Genomic DNA, 21,218 nt, shown 5'->3' with positions numbered 1-21,218 from the left:
CACGCACTCTGGTGCCAGGGCATACTCCGCGCTATCAAGACGGCAGCCCTTTCAGCCTTATTCCAGACGCGACATATTACGATTTTACTGCCGCAGTAAACTGGCGCATTCTTAGCTTTTGGCGCTCTAAATACTGCGTTAATCTGATTCATAATCTGAATATGTAGCTTATTGTGGGCAAAGTTGCGGTTAGATACAACCGAACTGCCGTGTCTTAGGTCAATTCTTACTGTGACAACAGGAGTCAACCGTGGTGCCATTTTTTGATAAAACACAAACCGTCGACAAGGCGAACGCACTGCCTGGCCGCACGACGCCCATGCCGGTTGCCACGCTCAACGTGGTCACTCACCATTCAATGACCCAGGTGCCGGAAGGCATGGAAGTGGCTATCTTCGCCATGGGATGCTTTTGGGGTGTAGAGCGCCTGTTCTGGCAGCAGCAGGGCGTGTACAGCACGGCGGCAGGCTACAGCGGCGGTTTTACGCCAAACCCAACCTACCGCGAAGTGTGCAGCGGCCAGACCGGTCATACTGAAGTGGTGCGGGTGGTATTCGATCCGAAAATCATCAGCTATAAGCAGCTGCTGCAGGTGTTCTGGGAGAACCACGATCCGGCGCAGGGCATGCGTCAGGGTGGCGACGTCGGCACTCAGTATCGCTCAGCAATTTATACGCTGACGCCGGAACAGCAGACCGCAGCCGAAAGCAGTCTGAAGCGTTTCCAGCAGGCCATGAACGAGGCGGGCGATCAACGCACCATCACCACCGAAGTGGTGCCGGCGCTGCCGTTTTACTATGCCGAGGATGACCATCAGCAGTATCTGTACAAGAATCCTGAAGGCTACTGCGGCCTGGGCGGCATCGGCGTTTGTTTGCCACCCCAGGGCTAAACCCTTGGTCAGCGGTAATTTTTTAACCGCTGGCGGCCCCTGTAGGGCTGCTGCTATACTATGCGGGCCGCATCTGCGGCCTGATAGCCTCCTTTCTGGTTGTTATCACTACTTTTTTTACAATGTACTACCCTTCCTCAAGAGCGCCGTCATCCCGTCGGCACGTATGGATAGATTATGTTAAACAGTATTTTACTGATTCTTTTTCTGATCGCAGTGAGTGCGTTTTTCTCACTGTCGGAAATATCTCTGGCCGCATCACGCAAGATTAAACTGAAACTGATGGCTGACGAAGGTAACGTCAATGCCGCCAAAGTCCTTAAACTACAAGAAACCCCGGGGCTGTTCTTTACCGTGGTGCAGATTGGTCTGAACGCCGTAGCCATTCTCGGTGGTATCGTCGGCGATGCTGCCTTCTCCCCTAGCTTCCAGGTGTTGTTCGATCGCTTTTTGTCCCCGGAGATGGCGGAGCAAGTCAGCTTTATCTGCTCGTTCGTCCTGGTGACCAGCCTGTTCATCCTGTTCGCAGATTTGACCCCGAAGCGCATCGGTATGATTGCACCAGAGACGGTCGCCGTCCGGATCATCAACCCGATGCGTTTCTCGATCATGATCTTCCGGCCGCTGGTGTGGTTCTTCAACGGCATGGCAAACCTGATCTTCCGCCTGTTCAAACTGCCGATGGTGCGCAAGGACGACATCACTTCCGACGACATCTACGCGGTAGTGGAAGCCGGAGCCCTGGCTGGCGTGCTGCGCAAGCAGGAACATGAGCTGATCGAAAACGTGTTCGAACTGGAGTCACGCACCGTACCTTCGTCGATGACCTCGCGCGAAAGCGTGGTTTACTTCGATCTGCGTGAAACCGAAGAAAGCATTATCGAGAAAGTCTCGACCCATCCGCACTCCAAGTTCCTGGTGTGCGACGGCAATATCGATCAGGTGGTCGGCTACGTTGACTCCAAAGACTTGCTGAACCGCGTGCTGGGCAATCAAAGCCTGGTGCTGAGCAGCGGTGTGCAAATCCGCGCGGCGCTGATCGTGCCGGATACCCTGACGCTGTCCGAAGCGCTGGAAAGCTTTAAGACGGCCGGCGAAGACTTTGCCGTTATTCTCAATGAATATGCACTGGTCGTGGGCATCATCACGTTGAATGACGTAATGACTACCCTGATGGGCGATCTGGTCGGTCAAGGCCAGGAAGAGCAGATCGTCGCACGCGATGAAAGCTCATGGCTGATTGAGGGTGGTACGCCAATCGACGATGTGATGCGCGTTCTGCACATTGATGAGTTCCCGCAGGCGGGCAACTACGAAACCATCGGCGGCTTTATGATGTACATGCTGCGCAAGATCCCAAAACGCACCGACTTCGTGAAATACGCCGGCTACAAGTTTGAAGTGGTGGACATCGACAGCTACAAGATTGACCAGTTGCTGGTAACCAAACTGAGCGACAAACCGGCGGCGGTACTGCCGAAGGCGCCAGAAGACAACGCCCCTGCCTGATCCGGACTGTAGAAACGTCAGCGGCCCCATCGGGGCCGCAATTATTTCAGTTTTTTCAGTTGCTCTAATTACCCTATGAATTTCAAGTTGCAGCTAGGCAGCCAGCCCACTCATCCCCTGGAGCTTACTTAAGTAAGTAACAGGGGTGGGTGAGTGCAGATAACAACGCTGCGGCTTGAAAGGCGACGGGTAATGCATCAACCCATCTCAGTTTGCAGCAACAACACCTGACGGTTTACCTCTGACATCACGCTGAAGTGGCGCCGGTCACGAATTTTCGGTAACAGGATTTTCCCTTCGTCGAATTCGAACGCGCCTACATCTTTGATATACAGCCGGCCACGAAACAGGGTTTTTACGTACTTCGCCACTTTCAACGGATTATAACGCTGGAAGATTCTCATTCTATTACTCTCCTCCGTTTGGTCCATGCGCTCAGCGAGCCGCCAAGGTGGCAGCCTCTAAAGTAAGAACGCAACTTGATTGCCATGTAGTAGACCTAGTAAAGACGATAATGTTCACTTCTGCACGGATATCTTCACTGGATTTACACTTTTTGACAGAATTGTATATGATAATATATAACTTTTTCAGTATATCCCTTCAAAACACAGGTATTACCGGCCAGAAGAGGAAACTGCGATCCAGCTAACAGGACAGACCTCCGATCACCACCTATGCTTTAGGCTGTCGGGTGCTGTCGGCACCGTTCCCCTTCCAAGGAGAAGGCATGAAAAAAAGTCACCTGCTTATTGTTTCCCTGCTGCTTGCCCCCTTTTTAGCCTCTGCGCACAACTTCCAACTCCAGCAACGCGTCGCGCCGGTCGGCGTCAGCGATAAGGGAGAGTTGAATTACGCTAATGATAAGTTTAGCTATCAAAACTGGAATAGCGCGCAACTCAGTGGGAAAGTGCGAGTCATACAGCATATTGCCGGCCGTAGCTCCGCCAAGGCGATGAACGATCCGCTGATCGAAGCGATTAAGAAAGCTAAACTACCGCACGATCGTTACCAAACGACGACAATAGTGAATACCGACGACGCGATACTCGGCACCGCGGTGTTTGTTCGCAACAGCATTGAAGACAGCAAGAAAGAGTTCCCCTGGTCGCAGTTTGTGGTCGACAGCAACGGCAACGTGCGCAAGGCCTGGGATTTGCAGCCGAAAGGGTCGGCCATTGTGGTGTTGGATAAGCAAGGCAGGATCCAGTTCGCCAAAGACGGCGCCCTGACGCCAGAAGAGGTGCAGCAGGTCATGACCCAACTGCACCAGCTGCTGGCGAACTGATTTAGAACAGCGAAACCCTGAAGCCGGGGTTTAGGAAGGATTCACGCGGCGTATAGAGCAGAGGTCTGCCCTGCCAGTCGTGGATCTGTGCCCCGGCTGCCACGGCCACGGCATGACCGGCGGCGGTATCCCAGATATTGGTGGGCCCAAAGCGCGGATAGAGCTGCGCTTTACCTTCCGCCACCAGGCAGAATTTCAGCGAAGAACCGACGGAAACGGTCTGGTGTTCGCCCAGCTGTTTCAGGTAGTCCTTCAGCTCTTCGTCGCTGTGCGAACGGCTGACCACCACCAATGGCGGATGGGCATTGCTGACGCCAATCTCCTGCCGGTGGCCTTTTTCTTCTTTCCAGGCTTTACCGCGCTCGGCCAGATACAGCACGTCGATCGCGGGGGCGTAAACCACGCCCATTACCGCCTGCCCGTCTTCAATCAACGCGATATTTACCGTGAACTCACCGTTGCGATTCAGGAACTCTTTGGTGCCGTCCAGCGGATCGACCAGCCAGTAGCGCGTCCAATTCTGCCGCACTTCCCAGGTCGGTGGATCTTCTTCCGACAGCAAGGGGATGTCCGGCGTTAACGCCGCCAGGCCGCGCTGGATAATGTGGTGCGCCGCCAGATCGGCCGCCGTCACCGGGGAGTCATCTTTTTTTTGTGTAACATCAAGCGGTTGTTCACCGTTGTACACCGCCATGATGGCCGCGCCCGCCTCGCGGGACAGTTGGCAAATTTTTTCTAACATCATTCACCTCAGATAGACAGTTCCGTGGGCCATTTCCCCTTTCTCATTGCTAGCAGCCTAGTTTTTTTTGCATCGAATATCCATCATAACGATTTAACCTTCGGTAATGACTCGAGTCTTTGCCGTCACAACTGTGACATTTCCTCCGATACCTTGGCCGATTTTCTGCCACACTTCACAGTTTGGTGAGACAACCAATGTTAATTACATGCCCCTCTGCGATAAAACTCGAAAAATAGAATGGAGAAAGCCAAAAATGATGAAGCGTCCGCTGACGTTGTCTGTCCTCGCTGTGCTGGTTTGCGCCTCAGCGCAGGCGGCAACGGTCGATCTGCGCGTGCTGGAAACCACCGACCTGCACAGCAACATGATGGACTTCGATTACTACAAGGATAAACCGACCGACAAGTTCGGTCTGGTGCGCACCGCCAGCCTGATTGAACAGGCTCGCCAGCAGGCCACCAATAGCGTACTGGTGGATAACGGCGACATCATTCAGGGCAGCCCGCTCGGCGACTATATGGCGGCCAAGGGCCTGAAGCCCGGCGATATTCATCCTGTCTATAAGGCCATGAACACCCTGAATTATGTGGTCGGCAATATCGGCAACCACGAATTCAACTACGGCCTCGATTACCTGAAAACCGCCATCAGCGGTGCCAAGTTCCCGTATATCAATGCTAACGTGATCGACGCTAAAACGCAGAAACCGCTGTTCACTCCTTACATTATCGTCGATACGCCGGTAAAAGACCGTGACGGCAAGGAACATAGTTTACGCATCGGCTATATCGGTTTTGTGCCACCGCAAATTCTGGTGTGGGATAAGGCCAATCTGCAAGGCAAGGTTAAGGTCAACGACATCACCGAAACCGCCAAACGCTACGTGCCGGAAATGCGTAAACAGGGGGCCGATCTGATCGTGGCGATCCCGCACTCCGGCCTGTCCAGCGAGCCGTACAAGGCGATGGCAGAGAATTCGGTGTACTACCTTAGCCAGGTTCCGGGCATTGACGCCATCATGTTCGGCCATGCTCACGCCGTATTCCCGAGCAAAGACTTCGCCAATATCAAAGGCGCTGACATTGCCCAGGGCACGCTGAACGGCATACCTGCGGTCATGCCCGGCCAGTGGGGCGACCACCTCGGCGTTGTCGATCTGCAGTTGAACAACGACTCTGGCAGTTGGAAAGTAGCTTCCGCCAAAGCGGAAGCACGGCCCATCTACGACAAAGAGAACAAGAAATCGCTGGCGGCAGAAGACGCCAAGCTGGTGAAAGTCCTGGCGGAAGATCATAAGGGCACGCGCGATTTTGTCAGCAAGCCGGTCGGCAAAGCTGATGACAACATGTACAGCTACCTGGCGCTGGTGCAGGATGACCCAACGGTACAAATCGTAAATAACGCGCAGAAAGCCTATGTGGAACACTACATTCAGGGCGACCCGGATCTGGCCGATTTGCCGGTGCTGTCAGCGGCAGCACCGTTCAAGGTCGGCGGCCGCAAAAACGATCCGGCCAGCTTCGTCGAAGTGGAAAAAGGCCAGCTCACCTTCCGTAACGCTTCGGATCTCTACCTCTACCCCAACACCCTGGTGGTAGTAAAAGCCAGTGGCAAAGAGGTGAAGGAGTGGCTGGAGTGCTCCGCCGGGCAGTTCAATCAAATCGACGTCAACAGCAGCCAACCGCAGGGCCTGATCAACTGGGATGGCTTCCGCACCTATAACTTCGACGTGATTGACGGGGTTAATTACCAGATCGACGTCAGCCAGCCTGCGCGTTACGACGGCGAATGCCAGTTGATTAACGACAAGGCGGAACGTATCAAGCAGCTGACGTTCAAAGGCAAACCAATTGATCCTAAGGCCACCTTCCTGGTGGCGACCAATAACTACCGCGCTTACGGCGGCAAGTTCGCTGGCACTGGCGATCAGCATATAGCCTTCGCTTCGCCGGACGAGAACCGTTCGGTGTTGGCGGCCTATATCAGCGCTGAAACCAAGCAGCATGGCGCAGTCCGGCCACAGGTGGATAACAATTGGCGCCTGGCGACCTTCAGCAGCCCGCAACCGCTGGATATTCGCTTTGAAACCTCGCCAAGCGAGAAAGCGACAGCGTTTATCAAGGCATATGCCCAGTATCCAATGAAATCCGAAGGCACGGATAACATCGGGTTCGCAGTTTATAAGATTGATTTAAGTAGCAAATAAGCTGTAGGCCGGGAGGCACAGCGTTCCCCCCGGCCATCTACTCCTTTTTCTCGCTGGCGCGCCCTTTAAATTGCATTTAAAATGCATGTTATAGATTTTTCATTTAAAGAGGCACTCTCATGGATTACCGTAATCAATCCCTCGGCGCTCTCGCCATCGCTATTCCCCGGGCATCACGCCTGTTCCGCCTGAACGATTTGGATTTCTGCTGTGGCGGAAAACAAACGCTGCAACGCGCGGCCGAGCGTAAAGGACTGGATCTCGAGCAGCTTGAAAGCGAATTGGCCGCCCTCGCCGCCAGACCGGCAGCAAGCTATGACTGGCGTACTGCACCGCTCGGTGAACTGATTGATTATATTCTGCCACGCTTCCATCAGCGGCACCGTGAACAGCTGGCCGAGCTGGTACTGATGGCGGAAAAAGTCGAACGGGTTCATGCCGACAAAGCCACCTGTCCACGCGGTCTGGCGAAACAGCTGAACCTGATCCGGCTGGATCTGGAAAATCACATGATGAAAGAGGAACAGATCCTGTTCCCGATGATCAAGCAGGGTATGGGCCGGCAGGCGGCTGGGCCGATCTCGGTAATGGAACATGAGCATGACGAAGCAGGCGAACAGCTGGAAGTGGTGAAGTTCCTCACCCACAACGTGACGCCACCGGAAGGTGCCTGTAATACCTGGCAGGCGCTGTATGGTGGTATCGACGAGTTTATTGATGACCTGATGGAACACATCAATCTGGAGAACAACCTGTTGTTCCCCCGCGCGCTGAACGGCGCATAAAACAAGGGCGCCATCAAGGCGCCCAGAGAAATCTGTTAGAGAATTACAGGATTTCCAGCAGTTCGACGTCGAACACCAGCGCGCTGAATGGCGGGATGGATGCGCCGGCACCACGCTCGCCGTAGGCCAGATCGTGTGGAATATACAGCTGCCATTTGGAACCGACCGGCATCAGGGTCAGCGCTTCGATCCAGCCAGGGATCACGCCGCTAACCGGGAATTCTGCCGGTTGACCGCGCTCTACGGAGCTGTCGAACACGTCGCCGTTAATCAGGCGGCCAGTGTAATGCACACGCACGCGATCCTGACGGGACGGGATTGGGCCGTTGCCCTGCTCCAGCACGGAGAACTGCAGACCGGATTCGGTCAGCGTAACTTCGTCGCGTTTGGCGTTGTCTTCCAGGAATTTCTGGCCTTCAACGGCCATCGCCTGTTGACGCTCACGACGCACGGCATCCGCACGTTCGTGGATTTCGCGCAGCGCACGGTGCACCACGTCTACCGGAACCGCCGGGGCATTCCCTTCCAGCGCGTCACGCAAACCTGCCAGCAAAGCTTCCGGTTGTAAACCTTCCAGACCGGACTCTTGCAGCTGCTGGCCGACCTGTAAACCAATCCCGTAGCTCGCCTGCGCTTCAACGCTGTCAAAAGAAGGGGTTGTCATGGGGTTTTCCTTTAGTCTGTAAAAAGTCGAAAGCGCAGCATAACAGCGCCGCAATGCCGGGTAAAATCTTGTGTGGAGAATGATGACTTTTGTCGTAGAAAAAGAAACAATAACCCTCAGTTAACACCCGCTCCCGCGCGCCCAGGCGAATCGCCTGCCGCAACAGGTATAGGTTTGCTGCTGCCTTTCACTTCAATCAGTTAGCGGACTATACTGAAAACAGGGTATCGGGTCGGCGGTACACCCTTTTGTACCGTGATATTTTTACGCCGTTGAAGAGAGGTTACCATGGGCAGAATCTCGCCCAGGAGAAGGAAGACCACCCGTATCTACCAGCCATTGTTGCGTACCTGGCTGAATTTCAGTCAGCGCCTGAAGCCCGGCTCCGCGCCAGCGTCGGTAGAAGACCCGGATTCAGAACAACCACCGGAAAGCGGTAAGGGGCAAAACATCAAAGCGTTACTGCTGAAGATCTGGCACCTGCCGGACGGCTTCGGTTGGATGGAGCCACTGCCTTATTTTCATCGTCGCTGGACCCTGATTTTTGGCATCATCCTGCTGCTGGCGCTGCTGTGGCCGTATTCATCGGAAAAACAGCCATTCCCTGTCACCCAGCAGGAAAACAGCGTTCCCTTGCAGGCCGAATTGCAAATCGACACTCAGCAGCAGCACGCTGTAGAGCCGGAACCGGCGGGCAACTGGCAACGCTACCAGATCCAACCGGGCCAGACGCTGGCGCAGCTTTTCCGTGACAACAACCTGCCGGTGAACGAAGTTTTCGCCATGGCGCAGGTGGAAGGTAACGATAAGCCGCTCAGCAACATGAAGGCCGGCCAGGAAGTGCGTATCGAACGTGATACCAACGGCGTGATCACCGCGCTATCTGTCACCACCGCTGACAACAGTCAGGTGTTATTCCGCCGCCAGGCCGACGGCAGCTATCGCCGCGAGCGTTAATCCACTAACTGCCCTAACAGAAAGTCGCGCAGCACGATGCCATGGTTGTGCTGTGTGTCTTTACTGCCATAAAGTAAGGTCAAGGGTTGCCCCTGTCTTAGTAAAGCCACCAATGGCTGCCAGGCGTCGTTTTGAGCCAGTTGCAAGCGGTAGTGGCTTTCGAACTCGTCCCACCGGTCAAGATGTTGATGAAACCACTGCCGCAGCGCGTTATCCGGCGCAACCTGCTTTAGCCACTGCACGCCCTGCAATCGTTCCTTGCTGATGCCTCGCGGCCACAAACGATCAATCAAATAGCAGTGCTCCGGTGCAGGGCCGGTAAAATCATAAACGCGCTGCAAGATAATCTCCGCCATTTCCGCTGCTCCTCATTCAAGCTGTGATAGCAGGGTAGCGCGTTTTACCGGACGCAGAAAAGCAAAACGCCAGCACGAGGCTGGCGTTTTAACTTGGCTGGCAGGAGCGATTAAGCTTCTGCAACCACAACTACATTCAGCTGTGCGAACACGTCGCTGTGTACCTGGAAGTGAACTTCGTGTTCACCAGTGGTACGCAGAACGCCGTTCGGCAGACGAACTTCGCTCTTGGCAACTTCAACGCCTGCCGCAGTAACTGCGTCAGCGATGTCGCGGGTGCCGATAGAGCCGAACAGTTTACCTTCGTCGCCTGATTTAGACGCGATGGTGACTGAACCCAGTTCGTTGATCTTGGTTGCGCGAGCTTCAGCAGCAGCCAGAACGTCAGCCAGTTTGGCTTCCAGTTCAGCACGGCGTGCTTCGAAGAACTCTACGTTTTTCTTGGTAGCAGGAACAGCTTTGCCCTGTGGTACCAGGAAGTTACGGGCGTAGCCCGCTTTAACGTTAACTTGATCACCCAGGCTGCCCAGGTTTGCTACTTTATCAAGCAGAATAACTTGCATTACCTTATCCTCTCAAAGTCGTTAATGGACAGTGGCCGATTACTGATGACGATCAGTGTACGGCAACAAAGACAGGTAGCGCGCGCGCGCTTGATAGCACGGGCCAGCTGGCGCTGATATTTTGCACGAGTACCGGTAATACGGCTCGGGACAATTTTACCACTTTCAGTGATGTAGTTTTTCAGCGTAGCGATGTCTTTATAGTCAATCTCTTGAACGCCTTCCGCGGTGAAACGGCAGAACTTGCGACGACGGAAATAACGTGCCATTAGGCTAGTCTCCAGAATCTATCAATTCAATCTGCTCGGCATGCAGAACCAGTTTGTTCAGCCCGTTGCGCCCTTGATGGCAGCTTACGAAGCCTTGCACGGTTATCTGACTGCCGACCGTTAATCTTTGAGTTAGTGCTTGTGACTGTTGTCCGCTGACAACCACGGGCATTCGGCACCATGCTTGCCTGCTAAATCCGGCTTCCATTTGCTGCGAACGGTGCTCTAGCACAAATTGGCAGTGGGGGATCCCGGAAGGACTCACTTTTCGAACCGGCGCCTTGCACACAGTGCCCGACAAAACCAGACGATTAGATGTCACGGCGGCAATTACTCTTCAGAATCCCCAGCATCTGCATCATCTGCGGTTTCGTTAGCGAAGTCTTCGCGGCGATCGCCACGACGTTCGTCTTTCGCTTTAACCATCGGAGATGCTTCAGTTACCGCGTGCTTAACGCGCATAACCATGCTACGGATAACGGCGTCGTTGAAGCGGAAGTTAGTTTCCAGCTCATCGATCGCTTCCTGCGGAGCTTCAACGTTCAGCAGAACGTAGTGAGCTTTGTGCAGTTTGTTGATCGGGTAAGCCAGTTGACGGCGGCCCCAGTCTTCCAGACGGTGAATCTGACCAGCAGCGTTAGTGATGGTAGCACTGTAACGCTCGATCATGCCCGGAACCTGTTCGCTTTGGTCAGGATGGACCATAAAAACGATTTCGTAATGACGCATCGAATTGCTCCTTACGGATTATTCAGCCTCCTGTCAGGGTCAACCGCGGCCCATGGAAGCAAGGAACGTGTATGTGTGTGCGGCTGAAAAAATGACGCGTAATCATACTTGCGCAGGCTGGGAAACTCAAGGACGGAAGGGTATTTATTATCGGTAATGCGGGCCCGATGCGTAAATAGCACGATTTGCTATCTGTACAACCTATGTACACAGATCCATCAGTTCAAAAAATCTTTCAATGAAATCATCACTGATCCGCAAAATTCATTCATTTTTTTTGAATGATGACATCAAAAAGCCCCCCTTTTTAATCCTGCCGGAAGGTCTAAAATTGTTGTTATCCGCCGCAGACAGCGCGACGAAAAAGATTTGAGGTTATTCAATACAGACAAATAACTTTTTGCTGCACTGGCACCTGCTGTCAGGCCGTTGAAGCAAACAGTTAAGAGAGGCACTTATGAAACGCATTACCATCGCCACCGCCATTGCTTTACTGTTTTCCGCCAACGTCATGGCCGCTACCGAAATCACCTCGCATCAGGCTGACCAACGCCAGAGCGTGGGATTCGTCACGTTGAACCAGAATGTGGTATCGCCGGATGACGCCAGCAGCCAGGTGAGCAAAATAGCCGATCAGCGCGGCGCGACCGCTTACCGGATCATTGCGCTGCACGAACCGGAAAACAACAGCACCATTCACGTCAGCGCGGAACTGTATCGTTAAGCCTGCATGCAGTGCCAGGGAAGCAAGCCGCGCCCAAAAGCGGCAAATTAAAATGTGAAAATGTCGTCAGCCCCCTGCCCGCAGGGGGCTTTTTTTATAAGGTTTTCACGAAGAACTCGGCCGTTGCGTCAAGCGCTAACGGCGTGATGCGGTGCTTGACGTCCGGTTCAGTCAAAAATGTCAGTTGCCGGTCCCAACCACTCTGGCGAAGCTCGGTTGCCAGGCGTCGACTTTCAGCCGCCGGGACCACATCGTCCGCTTCGCCGTGCCATAACAGCAGCGGACGATCGGCAATTTTTTCCAACTGGCGTTCCAGGCCATAATCCGCAAGCGCGGCAATGCGCGTATCAAAACCGCTCGCCGTCAAGGGGTTTCCCTGTTCATCCAGCGGTGGGAACAGCGTCTGCGCCAGGGAACTGTAATAACCGGCCCCCATCAGGCTCGCCGCAGCTTTCACCCACGGATAACGAGCAAAGCCTCCCAACGTCGCCATCCCCCCCATGGACGCGCCCGCGACGCCGATGCGCCCTTCGGCAATCAGCCCGCGCCGTTCAAAGTCCGCCTTCAACGCCGGTAACTCATCGATATTGCTGCGCAGGATCTCCCAAAAGCGGGACAACCGCTTTTGTTCATCGCCGTCAAAGCGCTCGCCGTGCAAATCGGCATCCGGCAGCACCACGCGAAATCCCACCCTGGCTAACGCGTAGGCAAAGTAGGCGTAGACCTCTTTCGACGAGGTATAGCCATGGTAGAAAAATACCGTCGGCAACGGCTGGTGATACTGCCCCTGCGGCACGGCATGGATGACCGCAATATCTCCTGCTCGCTCGTCATAAATTTCAATCATTCATTTTCCCTCTGCATCGCCATTGCCTTCATAATGGCAAACTTGCGCTAAAAAGCATTAGCTCAATCTGTTCCAATTTATAATGGGTTACACTCAAATCACGCTATCCGCTTTCTTGAGGTATCTATGAAAATGTCCCGCCTGCTGCTCTCCTTGACGCTGGTCACGCTGCTTAGCGCCTGTGGCATGATGACCACGACGCCCAAAGCGCCCCCACCGCCGACCGGACAGGCGCAGGAGATCACCCGGGCACAAACCGGTAGCCTGGAAAAAATAGGCACCACCAGCGCCCTGGTGCGCGGCAGCCCGATGGATGTGGAAGCGGAAATTCAGCAGAAGGCCAATGCCAGCGGCGCGCGCTATTACATGATCATCATGAACAGCGAAACCGTGGTTCCCGGCCAGTGGTATTCGCAGGCGATCCTGTATCGGTAACTGCTGGAGTTTTAATAAGATTTACATTGGCTTTGCACAGACTGAAGTTGGATAGAGCACACTGGCAAACAGCGCGCCGCAGCCCGCGGCCGTGAATCCAGGATCCGACGAAGGGGAACGCCATGACACGCTCCGCCGCACTCACCGCCCTCCTGCTTTCTATGGGGTTACTCAGCGCCAGCGCCCAGTCCGCTGAACTGGCCCCCGCAGACCGCGTTACGCCACTCAGCGAAATTGCGGAAATCACCCTGAACAACCTCTCCGGCTCCCCTCAGGACGTAGAACAATTGATCGCCCAAAAGGCGGATGAGCATGGGGCAAGCTATTACCGCATCCTGCGAATGGAAGAACAGGCGCATCAGCCAGGCTGGCGCGCCTCCGCAATACTTTACCTTTAGTAGGTCATGCAGGCCGCATTCAGCACACCGCCACTGATCGACACGCCGCCGAGGAAAATCCCGGCCGCCACGTGATTGGACTCAATCTTGTCGCTAATTCGCGGCATATAGATTTTCACCGCCGCAAACAGCAGCAGCTGTACCACCAGCGCCACCACGCCCCACAACAGATAGTCCAACAGGCTGACGGAGTTGATCGCTGCACTCGCCAGCGGGATGACATACCCCAGGCAGGCACCGACGAATCCAAAAGCGGCGGCCTGATTGTCAGCCTTGATCAACGCCCATTCGTCATGCGGCGTAATGCGGGTATAAACGAACAAAAACACCAGAACCATGGCAAAGCCACTGAAAAAATAAGAGGCGAATGCCGCCAACGCGCTGAGAATATCCATGTCATGTTTCCTGGTCAGAGGTCAGTATCCCTTACGGGCCAAGAGCTGAATTAAAAAGCTTTTCCGGCTGCGGCGCCACCGTTTTCCCTAACCGCCCATCGCGCGGGTAAACAGCGTTTCGCACAGCCTTTCCGGCAATGTCCGCTCACCACGGGCATCAAGCATCATTTGACACCAGGCTTCCGCCAACGGCGGTGAACTGTAACGCAGAAGCTGCGCCGCCGCGAACAGATTAAACAAGGCGCCGGTCACCGCACGCCCTTGCTCTTCCTGAGGTTTGCGCATCAGTTGAAGCAACCGTCGCCATTGGTGATCATAATGGCGGTTCTGCCCTCTCACTTCACCGAGTTCCTGCTCCAGCGCCTCCTGCACCGCCGGCAGCTTGCCCCAGGCGCGCATGACGTCCAGACACATGATATTGCCGGAGCCTTCCCAGATGCTGTTTACCGGCATTTCACGGTACAACCTCGGCAGTTCGCTCTCTTCGCAATAGCCGATACCGCCCAGCGCCTCCATGGCTTCACCAATAAAAGGAATGCCTTGCCGGCAGACTTCAAACTTCGCCGCAGGCGTCATCACTCGGCATAACGCCTGCTCCAGGGGCGTGCTACCTGCGCTGTCATAAGCACGCGCCAGACGCATCAGGGCCGCCGTCTGCCCCTCCAGGCGCAGGGCCATTCGCGCCAGCACCTGCCGCATCATCGGTTGTTCAATCAGCGTCTTACCAAACGCCTGCCGCTGCAGAGCATGGTACAACGCCACCGACAGTCCGCGCCGCATCAGCCCGTGGCTACCCAGTGCGCAGTCAAAACGCGTCAGGCTCCCCATTTTCAGGATATGTCGTACACCATCCCCTTCCTCGCCCACCAGCCAGGCGCTGGCATCCTGGAATTCTACTTCGCTGCTGGCGTTGGACCTGTTGCCCAACTTATCCTTCAGCCGTTCCAACCTTATGGCATTGCGTGTGCCGTCAGGCAAAATTCGCGGCAGGAAGAAACAGGACAGCCCATTTTCGGTCTGCGCCAGCACCAGGTGCGCATCGCTCTGCGGTACCGAGAAAAACCACTTGTGGCCGACCAAACGGTAGGCTTCTCCTGGGCCGCGTGCACCCAGCGGGCTGGCGGTGGTGGTATTACTCAGCACATCGGAACCGCCCTGCTTTTCGGTCATTCCCATGCCGATCAGCAAACCGCGCTTTTGCCCGCCGGGCAATGAATGCGCGTCGTAACGATCGGACAGTAGCGGCGTTAGCCAGGATTGGAACTCCGCAGGCAACGAGCGCTGCAGCAAAGGAATTGCGCCAAAGGTCATGGTCACCGGGCACAAAGTACCGGCCTCGACCTGCGCATGTAATACAAACCGCGCCGCCCGCGCCACAAAAGAGCCGATTCGGGCGTCCTCCTGCCACGGCAGGTTATGCACCCGGTTGGCTATCAGCCCTTGCATCAGGATGTGCCAGGCGGGATGAAAACGGACGTCGTCCAATCGCTGGCCGGTGGCGTCATAGCGCAGCAATTCCGGTGGGTTGGCATTGGCCAGCCGCCCCAACTCCAGCGACTCCTGAGTGCCCAACTGTTGGCCCAACGAGGCCAGCACGTCCGCATCCCAACCGGCCTGCTCACGCTGAATGGCTTCATGCAATGGCGTATCGGACAGGAACAGATTACTGTTGCCCAGCGGCTTCGGCTGATTAAAAACGGTGTGTGTATTCCAGACCATTGGCTTGCTCCCTGATAAAAGCGTCAGGAGTAATTATGGTCGTCAGGGGGAATTCTGCCGCAGGCGAGATCACAGGGTAGGCATTGAGAAAGGAATTAAGGGCGCAAAAGCTGCGCCCTTACGGATAAATCAACTGCGTTGACGCACCGCTTCAAACAGGCAGATACCGGTCGCCACCGAAACGTTCAGTGAAGAAACCGTACCGGCCATCGGAATGCTGATCAGCTCGTCGCAGTGCTCGCGAGTCAGACGACGCATACCTTCGCCTTCCGCCCCCATCACCAGCGCCATCGGGCCGGTCATTTTGCTCTGGAACAGCGTGTGGTCGGCTTCACCCGCAGTGCCCACGATCCAGACGTTCATCTCCTGCAACAATCGCAGGGTGCGCGCCAGGTTGGTGACGCGAATCAACGGCACATTCTCCGCCGCGCCACAGGCCACTTTCTTGGCCGTTGCGTTCAACTGGGCAGAACGATCGCGCGGGACAATCACCGCGTGCACACCGGCCGCGTCGGCGCTGCGCAAGCAGGCACCGAGGTTATGCGGGTCGGTCACGCCGTCCAGCACCAGCAGGAACGGGGTATCCACGCTTTCCAGCAGCGCCGGCAGGTCATTTTCCTGATACTGGCGTCCTTCGCGTACCCGGGCAATGATCCCCTGATGCACCGCACCCTCGACCTTCTCATCCAGCCACTGGCGGTTCGCCACCTGGATAACAATGCCGGTCGCTTCCAGCTCGGCAATCAACGGCTGTAGCCGACGATCGTCGCGGCCTTTGAGGATAAACACTTCCAGGAAGCGTTGCGGATCGTTGTCTAACAGGGCTTTGACGGCATGAATACCGTAAATAATTTCGCTCATGATGCTCTTTTTACTGTGCGGCAGGCAAACGCCTGCCGGTGATAATGACGTGTGGCAGGTTAAGCCTGCTCAGCACCTTTCTTCTTGCCGGCGCGTTTGGCCTTGGTCGCCGCCGCTATTTTCCGGGTTTTGTCGGACACTTTCTTGGCTTTCGCCTTTTTGTCTTTCTTCACCTTGTCAGCGGGCTTGGCTTCATCCTTGCGGAAGGCGCTGTCAGGCTCAAAATTGGCTGGCGGTTTGCCGCCCCGGCGTTTGCGCGGTGACGAGGTGCGGCCTGCGCCTGCGCCATCACGCAAGGTGCGCTGACCGCCTTTCTTGGCGCGATCGCGTTCAGTTTTGCCTTCACCGCGTGGTTTGCGGGTGCTGGAGACCAGAGCGAAATCAATTTTACGCTCATCCATATGCACCGCTTCCACACGGATCTCTACCGTGTCGCCCAAGCGATAAACCACGCCTGAGGATTCGCCAATCAGACGCTGGCCGATATTATCGTAGCGATAATAATCATTATCCAGCGACGATACGTGCACCAGGCCGTCGATAAACAGATCGTTGAGACGCACGAAGAAACCGAAGCCGGTCACGCTGGCAATAATGCCGCTGAACACTTCACCGACGTGATCCTGCATAAAGTCGCATTTCAGCCAGTCGGCAACGTTGCGCGTCGCTTCATCGGCGCGGCGTTCAGCCATTGAACAGTGCTCGCCCAACTGCAGCATTTCTTCGAATTCGCTGTGCCAACCACCGGTCGGCGTCCAGCGCTCTTTCGGTTCGCCGTGCTCTTTGGCCAGTTGGTACTTGATCGCACGGTGCATCGCCAGATCCGGATAACGGCGGATCGGTGAGGTGAAGTGGCCATAAGAAGCCAGCGCCAAACCAAAGTGGCCGCGGTTTTCCGGATCGTAAACCGCCTGCTTCATCGAACGCAGCAGCATGGTTTGCAGCATTTCATGGTCAGGACGTTCGGACACTTCATCCATCAGTGTGGCGTAGTCCTTCGGCTGCGGCTTGTTGCCACCGCCCAGCGTCAGGCCCAACTCGCCCAGCACGCTGCGCAGTGCACTGATGTGATCGTCACTTGGGCGATCGTGCACGCGGAACAGCGCCGGTTCGTTATTTTTCTCGACAAAGCGTGCAGCGGCGACGTTCGCCATAATCATGCACTCTTCGATCAGTTTGTGAGCGTCGTTACGCACCGTAGGTTCGACGCGCTCAATACGACGTTCGGCGTTAAAGATAAACTTGGCTTCTTCAGTTTCGAAAGCGATACCGCCACGTTCAGCACGCGCCTGATCCAGCACCTTGTACATCGCATGCAATTCTTCCAGGTGTTTGACCAGCGGGTGGTAATGCTCACGCAGCTCCTGATCGCCCTGCAGAATATGCCAGACCTTGTTATACGTTAAGCGGGCGTGAGAGCTCATGACCGCTTCATAGAATTTGGCCGTCGACAGGCGCCCCTGGGCGGAGATGGTCATCTCACACACCATGCACAGACGGTCTACCTGCGGGTTAAGCGAACACAGGCCGTTAGACAGCACTTCCGGCAGCATCGGAATAACCTGCGATGGGAAGTACACTGAAGTCCCACGGTTACGGGCTTCGTCATCCAGTGCCGTGCGCGGACGCACGTAATAGCTGACGTCGGCAATGGCAACCCACAGGCGCCAACCGCCGCCGCGTTTTTTCTCGCAGTAGACTGCGTCATCGAAATCGCGGGCATCTTCGCCATCAATCGTTACCAAAGGCAGTTTACGCAGATCAACGCGGCCTTTTTTGGCGGATTCCGGTACCTGCTCACTGAGGTCGGCAACCTGTTTTTCCACCTGCGGCGGCCAAACATGTGGGATTTCATGAGTGCGCAGCGCGATATCTACCGCCATGCTGGTCCCCATTTTATCGCCGAGGATCTCGACAATCTTGCCAACCGCTTTGGTACGGCGGGTTGGGCGCTGGGTCAGTTCAACCACCACCATAAAGCCCATGCGCGCACCGCTGACGGCGTCGGCCGGGATCAGGATATCGAAGCTCAGGCGGCTGTCATCCGGCACCACGAAGCCGGTACCGGCGTCCATGAAGAAGCGGCCGACGATTTGACTGGTTTTCGGCACCAGCACACGGACGATACGCGCTTCGCGGCGGCCCTTGCGATCGGCAGCCATGGCCTGTGCCAACACCACGTCGCCGTGGATCGCCATCTTCATCTGTTCAGCTGACAGATACAGGTCGTCTTTACTGCCTTCGATACGCAGGAAGCCAAAGCCATCGCGGTGGCCGATCACGGTGCCGCGCAGCAGGTCCAGACGTTCCGGCAGCGCGTAGCACTGGCGGCGAGTAAAGATTAATTGGCCATCACGTTCCATCGCCCGCAGGCGACGGCGTAACGCTTCCAGGGGTTCTTCGCCGGTTAAATTCAGCTCTTTGGCCAGCTCTTCGCGGCTGGCCGGCGTTTCTCTTTTCGCCAAATGGGCCAAAATAAATTCACGGCTCGGAATGGGGGATTCATATTTTTCTGCTTCTCGTTCCAGGAATGGATCTTGTGACATTGCGGTTCCTCCGTTGTCATCAGCAGGGTGCCGCTGAGCCTTGTCTTCTCAGCGACGCTTTATTCGACAAGCAATAGCTTGTAGAGCGATGGATTGTCTTCGACCATATCGGCCAACGTGTGGTTATCCAGCTCTTCAAGGAAATTCTGTACGCCCTGTTGGAGCACCTGCTTCAGGCGGCAGGCAGGGGTTATGTGGCAAAACGTACTGCTGCAATTAACCAGTGAGAGCGGCTCCAGCGCCCTGACCACGTCGCCGAGGCGAATGGTTTCGGCCGGTTTGCCTAAACGGATGCCGCCGTTCTTACCGCGCACTGCGGTGACAAACCCAACCCGGCTTAACTGATTGATGATCTTTACCATATGGTTTCGGGACACGCCGTAGACCTCGGTGACTTCCGAGATGCTGGTCATTTTGTCCGGTGGCAGCGAGGCCATGTAGATCAACGCCCGCAGGCCATAATCAGTAAAACTTGTTAACTGCACATCTACCTCTGGGTATCATTTTACCCGTCTGATACGCCGATTTTCGGCACTATTCAAAAGATTACTTATTGGATAATAAACCAGCCAGAGAGTTCGCCGCTAATTATTTAGCGCATGTCGAGCTCTGGGACAGGTTAAAGAAAGGATTTTTGGACGTGAAACCGCAATCGGGGAAAATCAGGATAAAAACAAACCGGGACACGCCCGGTTTGTTTTATTGCAGCAAAGTCAGATTATGCGTCGAACGGGTCGCGCAGGATCATGGTTTCGCTACGGTCCGGGCCAGTAGAGATAATGTCTACCGGTACGCCAGTCAGTTCTTCAATGCGCTTGATGTAGTCCAGCGCTGCCTGTGGCAGTTTGCTGTGTTCTTTCACGCCAAAAGTGGTGTCGCTCCAGCCAGGCATGCTTTCGTAGATTGGTTCGATGCCTTCCCAACCTTCAGCCGCCAGTGGCGTGGTGGTCATTTCGCGGCCATCTGGCATGCGATAGCCCACACAGATTTTCACTTCTTTCAGGCCATCCAGCACGTCCAACTTGGTCAGGCAGAAGCCAGACAGGGAGTTGATCTGCACTGCGCGGCGAACCGCTACGGCATCCAACCAGCCGGTACGACGGCGACGGCCGGTTGTGGCGCCGAATTCGTTACCTTGTTTGCACAGGTATTCGCCAGTTTCGTCGAACAGTTCGGTTGGGAACGGACCTGCACCCACGCGGGTGGAGTAGGCTTTCACGATGCCCAGCACGTAATCCACGTAACGCGGACCAATACCTGAACCGGTAGCAACGCCGCCAGCAGTGGTATTGGAAGAGGTTACGTACGGATAGGTACCGTGGTCGATATCCAGCAGGGTGCCCTGTGCGCCTTCGAACATGATCAGGTCGCCACGCTTGCGCGCGCCGTCCAACAGTTCAGAAACGTCAACAACCATTGCAGTCAGGATGTCGGCGATAGACAGCACGTAATCCAGAGTCGCCTGGTAATCAACGGCTTCGACTTTGTAGTAATTAACCAACTGGAAGTTATGATAATCAACAATTTCCTTCAGCTTAACGGCGAAGGTTTCTTTGTTGAACAGGTCGCTGACGCGCAGACCGCGACGAGCTACTTTATCTTCGTAAGCCGGGCCGATACCGCGACCGGTGGTACCGATAGCTTTCGCGCCACGTGCTTTCTCACGCGCGTTATCCAACGCAACATGGTAAGGCAGGATCAGCGGACAGGCTTCGGACAGTAACAGACGTTCGCGTACCGGGATGCCGCGCGCTTCGAGTTCACCCATTTCTTTCATCAACGCGTCTGGCGCCAGAACTACACCGTTGCCGATGATGCTGGTCACGTTTTCACGCAGAATGCCTGAAGGAATTAAATGAAGGACGGTTTTTTCACCGTTAATTACCAGAGTATGGCCAGCGTTGTGACCACCTTGATAGCGCACTACATATTGAGCCCGTTCGGTCAGCAGGTCTACGACCTTGCCCTTACCTTCGTCACCCCATTGAGTGCCCAGTACGACGACGTTCTTACCCATTTTAAAAATCACCGGTTGCTTAAAAATGGATTCTACCACCGTAATTCGTGAGTTTCAGCACTTTTAGCGTTGAGTTGCGTATTTTTTAGGCTAACCTTTAAACCCCCGTGCGACTACGCAACATGTAGTAGATCACACAGCCCGCAACCACTATTCCGCCGCCAAACCGCCGTAAGGTAGAGTCAGGCAACTGGGTCATCGCCAGTATCATTTTACGCCAGGCCTGTGGAAACAGCATCGGCCCCAGGCCTTCCAGCACCAAAACCAGCCCTAACGCCAGCCAGATCGTTGAATTCATCAGAAACTCCCAAAA

The 21,218-nt window shown here is 55.2% G+C and carries 24 protein-coding genes and 1 pseudogene; 9 read left to right on the top strand and 16 right to left on the bottom strand.

From position 1 onward, the window contains the following. Positions 1-250: 250 nt before the first annotated feature. Entirely contained in the window at positions 251-892 is a 642-nt protein-coding gene (gene msrA / locus M495_RS01615; RefSeq protein ID WP_020824928.1) for a peptide-methionine (S)-S-oxide reductase MsrA, read from the top strand. Between the two features lie 177 nt (positions 893-1,069). After that, positions 1,070-2,401 carry a hemolysin family protein gene (locus tag M495_RS01610; RefSeq protein WP_020824927.1) on the top strand — a complete coding sequence of 444 codons (1,332 nt, stop codon included), beginning with the start codon at positions 1,070-1,072 and terminating at the stop codon, positions 2,399-2,401. 197 nt (positions 2,402-2,598) lie between these two features. On the opposite strand, the gene M495_RS01605 is transcribed toward M495_RS01610, so the two are convergent. Beyond that, positions 2,599-2,805, bottom strand: a complete 207-nt coding sequence (locus tag M495_RS01605; RefSeq protein ID WP_012004917.1) for a DUF1107 domain-containing protein — start codon at positions 2,803-2,805, stop codon at positions 2,599-2,601. Positions 2,806-3,131: 326 nt separating this feature from the next. On the opposite strand from M495_RS01605, the gene M495_RS01600 reads away from it, so the two are divergent. Further along, on the top strand, positions 3,132-3,689 hold the full coding sequence (locus M495_RS01600; RefSeq protein WP_020824926.1) for a YtfJ family protein: 558 nt from the start codon (positions 3,132-3,134) through the stop codon (positions 3,687-3,689). Position 3,690: 1 nt separating this feature from the next. Here the strand turns inward: M495_RS01600 and cysQ are convergent, their stop codons facing one another. After that, positions 3,691-4,431: a 3'(2'),5'-bisphosphate nucleotidase CysQ gene (cysQ, locus tag M495_RS01595; RefSeq protein WP_041415176.1), complete on the bottom strand. Its 741-nt coding sequence runs from the start codon at positions 4,429-4,431 to the stop codon at positions 3,691-3,693. A 256-nt stretch (positions 4,432-4,687) separates the two neighbouring features. Between cysQ and M495_RS01590 the strand changes: the two genes are divergently transcribed. Continuing rightward, complete coding sequence (locus M495_RS01590; protein ID WP_020824924.1) at positions 4,688-6,640, top strand: bifunctional 2',3'-cyclic-nucleotide 2'-phosphodiesterase/3'-nucleotidase; 1,953 nt, start codon at positions 4,688-4,690, stop codon at positions 6,638-6,640. Between the two features lie 119 nt (positions 6,641-6,759). Beyond that, positions 6,760-7,425 carry an iron-sulfur cluster repair protein YtfE gene (gene ytfE / locus M495_RS01585; RefSeq protein ID WP_020824923.1) on the top strand — a complete coding sequence of 222 codons (666 nt, stop codon included), beginning with the start codon at positions 6,760-6,762 and terminating at the stop codon, positions 7,423-7,425. Between the two features lie 43 nt (positions 7,426-7,468). On the opposite strand, the gene fklB is transcribed toward ytfE, so the two are convergent. Further along, the gene (fklB, locus tag M495_RS01580) at positions 7,469-8,089 is read right to left on the bottom strand and encodes an FKBP-type peptidyl-prolyl cis-trans isomerase (protein WP_020824922.1); all 621 of its coding nucleotides are present in this window, start codon (positions 8,087-8,089) and stop codon (positions 7,469-7,471) included. A gap of 288 nt (positions 8,090-8,377) precedes the next feature. Between fklB and M495_RS01575 the strand changes: the two genes are divergently transcribed. Next, entirely contained in the window at positions 8,378-9,046 is a 669-nt protein-coding gene (locus tag M495_RS01575) for an OapA family protein (RefSeq protein ID WP_041414142.1), read from the top strand. Here M495_RS01575 and M495_RS01570 read toward each other — a convergent pair. The 5 genes and pseudogenes from M495_RS01570 to rpsF all read right to left on the bottom strand — a co-directional run bounded on the left by M495_RS01570 (position 9,043) and on the right by rpsF (position 10,963). Continuing rightward, positions 9,043-9,402: a DUF488 domain-containing protein gene (locus M495_RS01570; protein WP_020824920.1), complete on the bottom strand. Its 360-nt coding sequence runs from the start codon at positions 9,400-9,402 to the stop codon at positions 9,043-9,045. The two genes, M495_RS01575 and M495_RS01570, sit on opposite strands and share 4 nt — an antisense overlap. A 110-nt stretch (positions 9,403-9,512) precedes the next feature. Beyond that, on the bottom strand, positions 9,513-9,965 hold the full coding sequence (gene rplI / locus M495_RS01565) for a 50S ribosomal protein L9 (protein ID WP_004933629.1): 453 nt from the start codon (positions 9,963-9,965) through the stop codon (positions 9,513-9,515). A 39-nt stretch (positions 9,966-10,004) separates the two neighbouring features. Beyond that, positions 10,005-10,234 (bottom strand): annotated as a pseudogene (rpsR, locus tag M495_RS01560) (30S ribosomal protein S18). A gap of 4 nt (positions 10,235-10,238) precedes the next feature. Continuing rightward, positions 10,239-10,556 carry a primosomal replication protein N gene (priB, locus tag M495_RS24750; protein ID WP_006317460.1) on the bottom strand — a complete coding sequence of 106 codons (318 nt, stop codon included), beginning with the start codon at positions 10,554-10,556 and terminating at the stop codon, positions 10,239-10,241. Positions 10,557-10,564: 8 nt separating this feature from the next. Next, positions 10,565-10,963, bottom strand: coding sequence for a 30S ribosomal protein S6 (gene rpsF, locus M495_RS01555; RefSeq protein WP_006317459.1), 399 nt, complete (start codon positions 10,961-10,963; stop codon positions 10,565-10,567). A 457-nt stretch (positions 10,964-11,420) separates the two neighbouring features. Between rpsF and M495_RS01550 the strand changes: the two genes are divergently transcribed. After that, complete coding sequence (locus M495_RS01550; protein WP_020824919.1) at positions 11,421-11,687, top strand: YdgH/BhsA/McbA family protein; 267 nt, start codon at positions 11,421-11,423, stop codon at positions 11,685-11,687. A 94-nt stretch (positions 11,688-11,781) separates the two neighbouring features. Here the strand turns inward: M495_RS01550 and yjfP are convergent, their stop codons facing one another. Next, positions 11,782-12,534, bottom strand: coding sequence for an esterase (yjfP, locus tag M495_RS01545; RefSeq protein ID WP_020824918.1), 753 nt, complete (start codon positions 12,532-12,534; stop codon positions 11,782-11,784). Between the two features lie 126 nt (positions 12,535-12,660). On the opposite strand from yjfP, the gene bsmA reads away from it, so the two are divergent. Both bsmA and M495_RS01535 read left to right on the top strand, forming a co-directional pair. Beyond that, entirely contained in the window at positions 12,661-12,969 is a 309-nt protein-coding gene (bsmA, locus tag M495_RS01540; RefSeq protein WP_020824917.1) for a biofilm peroxide resistance protein BsmA, read from the top strand. A 122-nt stretch (positions 12,970-13,091) separates the two neighbouring features. Further along, the gene (locus M495_RS01535; protein ID WP_020824916.1) at positions 13,092-13,367 is read left to right on the top strand and encodes a YdgH/BhsA/McbA family protein; all 276 of its coding nucleotides are present in this window, start codon (positions 13,092-13,094) and stop codon (positions 13,365-13,367) included. On the opposite strand, the gene M495_RS01530 is transcribed toward M495_RS01535, so the two are convergent. From M495_RS01530 to M495_RS01500, 7 genes are all read right to left on the bottom strand, one after another. Further along, positions 13,364-13,762 carry a DUF350 domain-containing protein gene (locus M495_RS01530; protein WP_020824915.1) on the bottom strand — a complete coding sequence of 133 codons (399 nt, stop codon included), beginning with the start codon at positions 13,760-13,762 and terminating at the stop codon, positions 13,364-13,366. The genes M495_RS01535 and M495_RS01530 overlap by 4 nt on opposite strands. Before the next feature lie 87 nt (positions 13,763-13,849). Next, positions 13,850-15,481, bottom strand: coding sequence for an isovaleryl-CoA dehydrogenase (locus M495_RS01525; protein ID WP_020824914.1), 1,632 nt, complete (start codon positions 15,479-15,481; stop codon positions 13,850-13,852). A 129-nt stretch (positions 15,482-15,610) separates the two neighbouring features. Further along, complete coding sequence (gene rlmB / locus M495_RS01520) at positions 15,611-16,342, bottom strand: 23S rRNA (guanosine(2251)-2'-O)-methyltransferase RlmB (RefSeq protein WP_020824913.1); 732 nt, start codon at positions 16,340-16,342, stop codon at positions 15,611-15,613. 59 nt (positions 16,343-16,401) lie between these two features. Then, complete coding sequence (rnr, locus tag M495_RS01515; protein ID WP_020824912.1) at positions 16,402-18,888, bottom strand: ribonuclease R; 2,487 nt, start codon at positions 18,886-18,888, stop codon at positions 16,402-16,404. 59 nt (positions 18,889-18,947) lie between these two features. Next, the gene (gene nsrR / locus M495_RS01510; RefSeq protein WP_020824911.1) at positions 18,948-19,373 is read right to left on the bottom strand and encodes a nitric oxide-sensing transcriptional repressor NsrR; all 426 of its coding nucleotides are present in this window, start codon (positions 19,371-19,373) and stop codon (positions 18,948-18,950) included. A 233-nt stretch (positions 19,374-19,606) separates the two neighbouring features. Then, complete coding sequence (locus tag M495_RS01505) at positions 19,607-20,905, bottom strand: adenylosuccinate synthase (protein WP_041415174.1); 1,299 nt, start codon at positions 20,903-20,905, stop codon at positions 19,607-19,609. Positions 20,906-21,002: 97 nt separating this feature from the next. Then, entirely contained in the window at positions 21,003-21,203 is a 201-nt protein-coding gene (locus M495_RS01500) for a DUF2065 domain-containing protein (RefSeq protein WP_020824909.1), read from the bottom strand. Between the last annotated feature and the right edge of the window lie 15 nt (positions 21,204-21,218).

Source organism: Serratia liquefaciens ATCC 27592, assembly GCF_000422085.1.
Taxonomy (GTDB): Bacteria; Pseudomonadota; Gammaproteobacteria; order Enterobacterales; family Enterobacteriaceae; genus Serratia; species Serratia liquefaciens.
Note: the sequence above shows the minus strand (reverse complement) of the source record. Positions and strands in the feature narration are given on the sequence as shown.

Coding starts and splice junctions, on each gene's coding strand:
- M495_RS01610 (WP_020824927.1), top strand. CDS start 1,070: ATGTTAAACAGTATTTTACTGATTCTTTTTCTGATCGCAGTGAGTGCG.
- M495_RS01500 (WP_020824909.1), bottom strand. CDS start 21,203: ATGAATTCAACGATCTGGCTGGCGTTAGGGCTGGTTTTGGTGCTGGAA.
- fklB (WP_020824922.1), bottom strand. CDS start 8,089: ATGACAACCCCTTCTTTTGACAGCGTTGAAGCGCAGGCGAGCTACGGG.
- M495_RS01535 (WP_020824916.1), top strand. CDS start 13,092: ATGACACGCTCCGCCGCACTCACCGCCCTCCTGCTTTCTATGGGGTTA.
- rplI (WP_004933629.1), bottom strand. CDS start 9,965: ATGCAAGTTATTCTGCTTGATAAAGTAGCAAACCTGGGCAGCCTGGGT.
- rlmB (WP_020824913.1), bottom strand. CDS start 16,342: ATGAGCGAAATTATTTACGGTATTCATGCCGTCAAAGCCCTGTTAGAC.
- M495_RS01590 (WP_020824924.1), top strand. CDS start 4,688: ATGATGAAGCGTCCGCTGACGTTGTCTGTCCTCGCTGTGCTGGTTTGC.
- rpsF (WP_006317459.1), bottom strand. CDS start 10,963: ATGCGTCATTACGAAATCGTTTTTATGGTCCATCCTGACCAAAGCGAA.
- M495_RS01530 (WP_020824915.1), bottom strand. CDS start 13,762: ATGGATATTCTCAGCGCGTTGGCGGCATTCGCCTCTTATTTTTTCAGT.
- M495_RS01550 (WP_020824919.1), top strand. CDS start 11,421: ATGAAACGCATTACCATCGCCACCGCCATTGCTTTACTGTTTTCCGCC.
- cysQ (WP_041415176.1), bottom strand. CDS start 4,431: ATGTTAGAAAAAATTTGCCAACTGTCCCGCGAGGCGGGCGCGGCCATC.
- M495_RS01525 (WP_020824914.1), bottom strand. CDS start 15,481: ATGGTCTGGAATACACACACCGTTTTTAATCAGCCGAAGCCGCTGGGC.
- M495_RS01575 (WP_041414142.1), top strand. CDS start 8,378: ATGGGCAGAATCTCGCCCAGGAGAAGGAAGACCACCCGTATCTACCAG.
- M495_RS01505 (WP_041415174.1), bottom strand. CDS start 20,905: ATGGGTAAGAACGTCGTCGTACTGGGCACTCAATGGGGTGACGAAGGT.
- bsmA (WP_020824917.1), top strand. CDS start 12,661: ATGAAAATGTCCCGCCTGCTGCTCTCCTTGACGCTGGTCACGCTGCTT.
- M495_RS01600 (WP_020824926.1), top strand. CDS start 3,132: ATGAAAAAAAGTCACCTGCTTATTGTTTCCCTGCTGCTTGCCCCCTTT.
- M495_RS01570 (WP_020824920.1), bottom strand. CDS start 9,402: ATGGCGGAGATTATCTTGCAGCGCGTTTATGATTTTACCGGCCCTGCA.
- rnr (WP_020824912.1), bottom strand. CDS start 18,888: ATGTCACAAGATCCATTCCTGGAACGAGAAGCAGAAAAATATGAATCC.
- M495_RS01605 (WP_012004917.1), bottom strand. CDS start 2,805: ATGAGAATCTTCCAGCGTTATAATCCGTTGAAAGTGGCGAAGTACGTA.
- yjfP (WP_020824918.1), bottom strand. CDS start 12,534: ATGATTGAAATTTATGACGAGCGAGCAGGAGATATTGCGGTCATCCAT.
- ytfE (WP_020824923.1), top strand. CDS start 6,760: ATGGATTACCGTAATCAATCCCTCGGCGCTCTCGCCATCGCTATTCCC.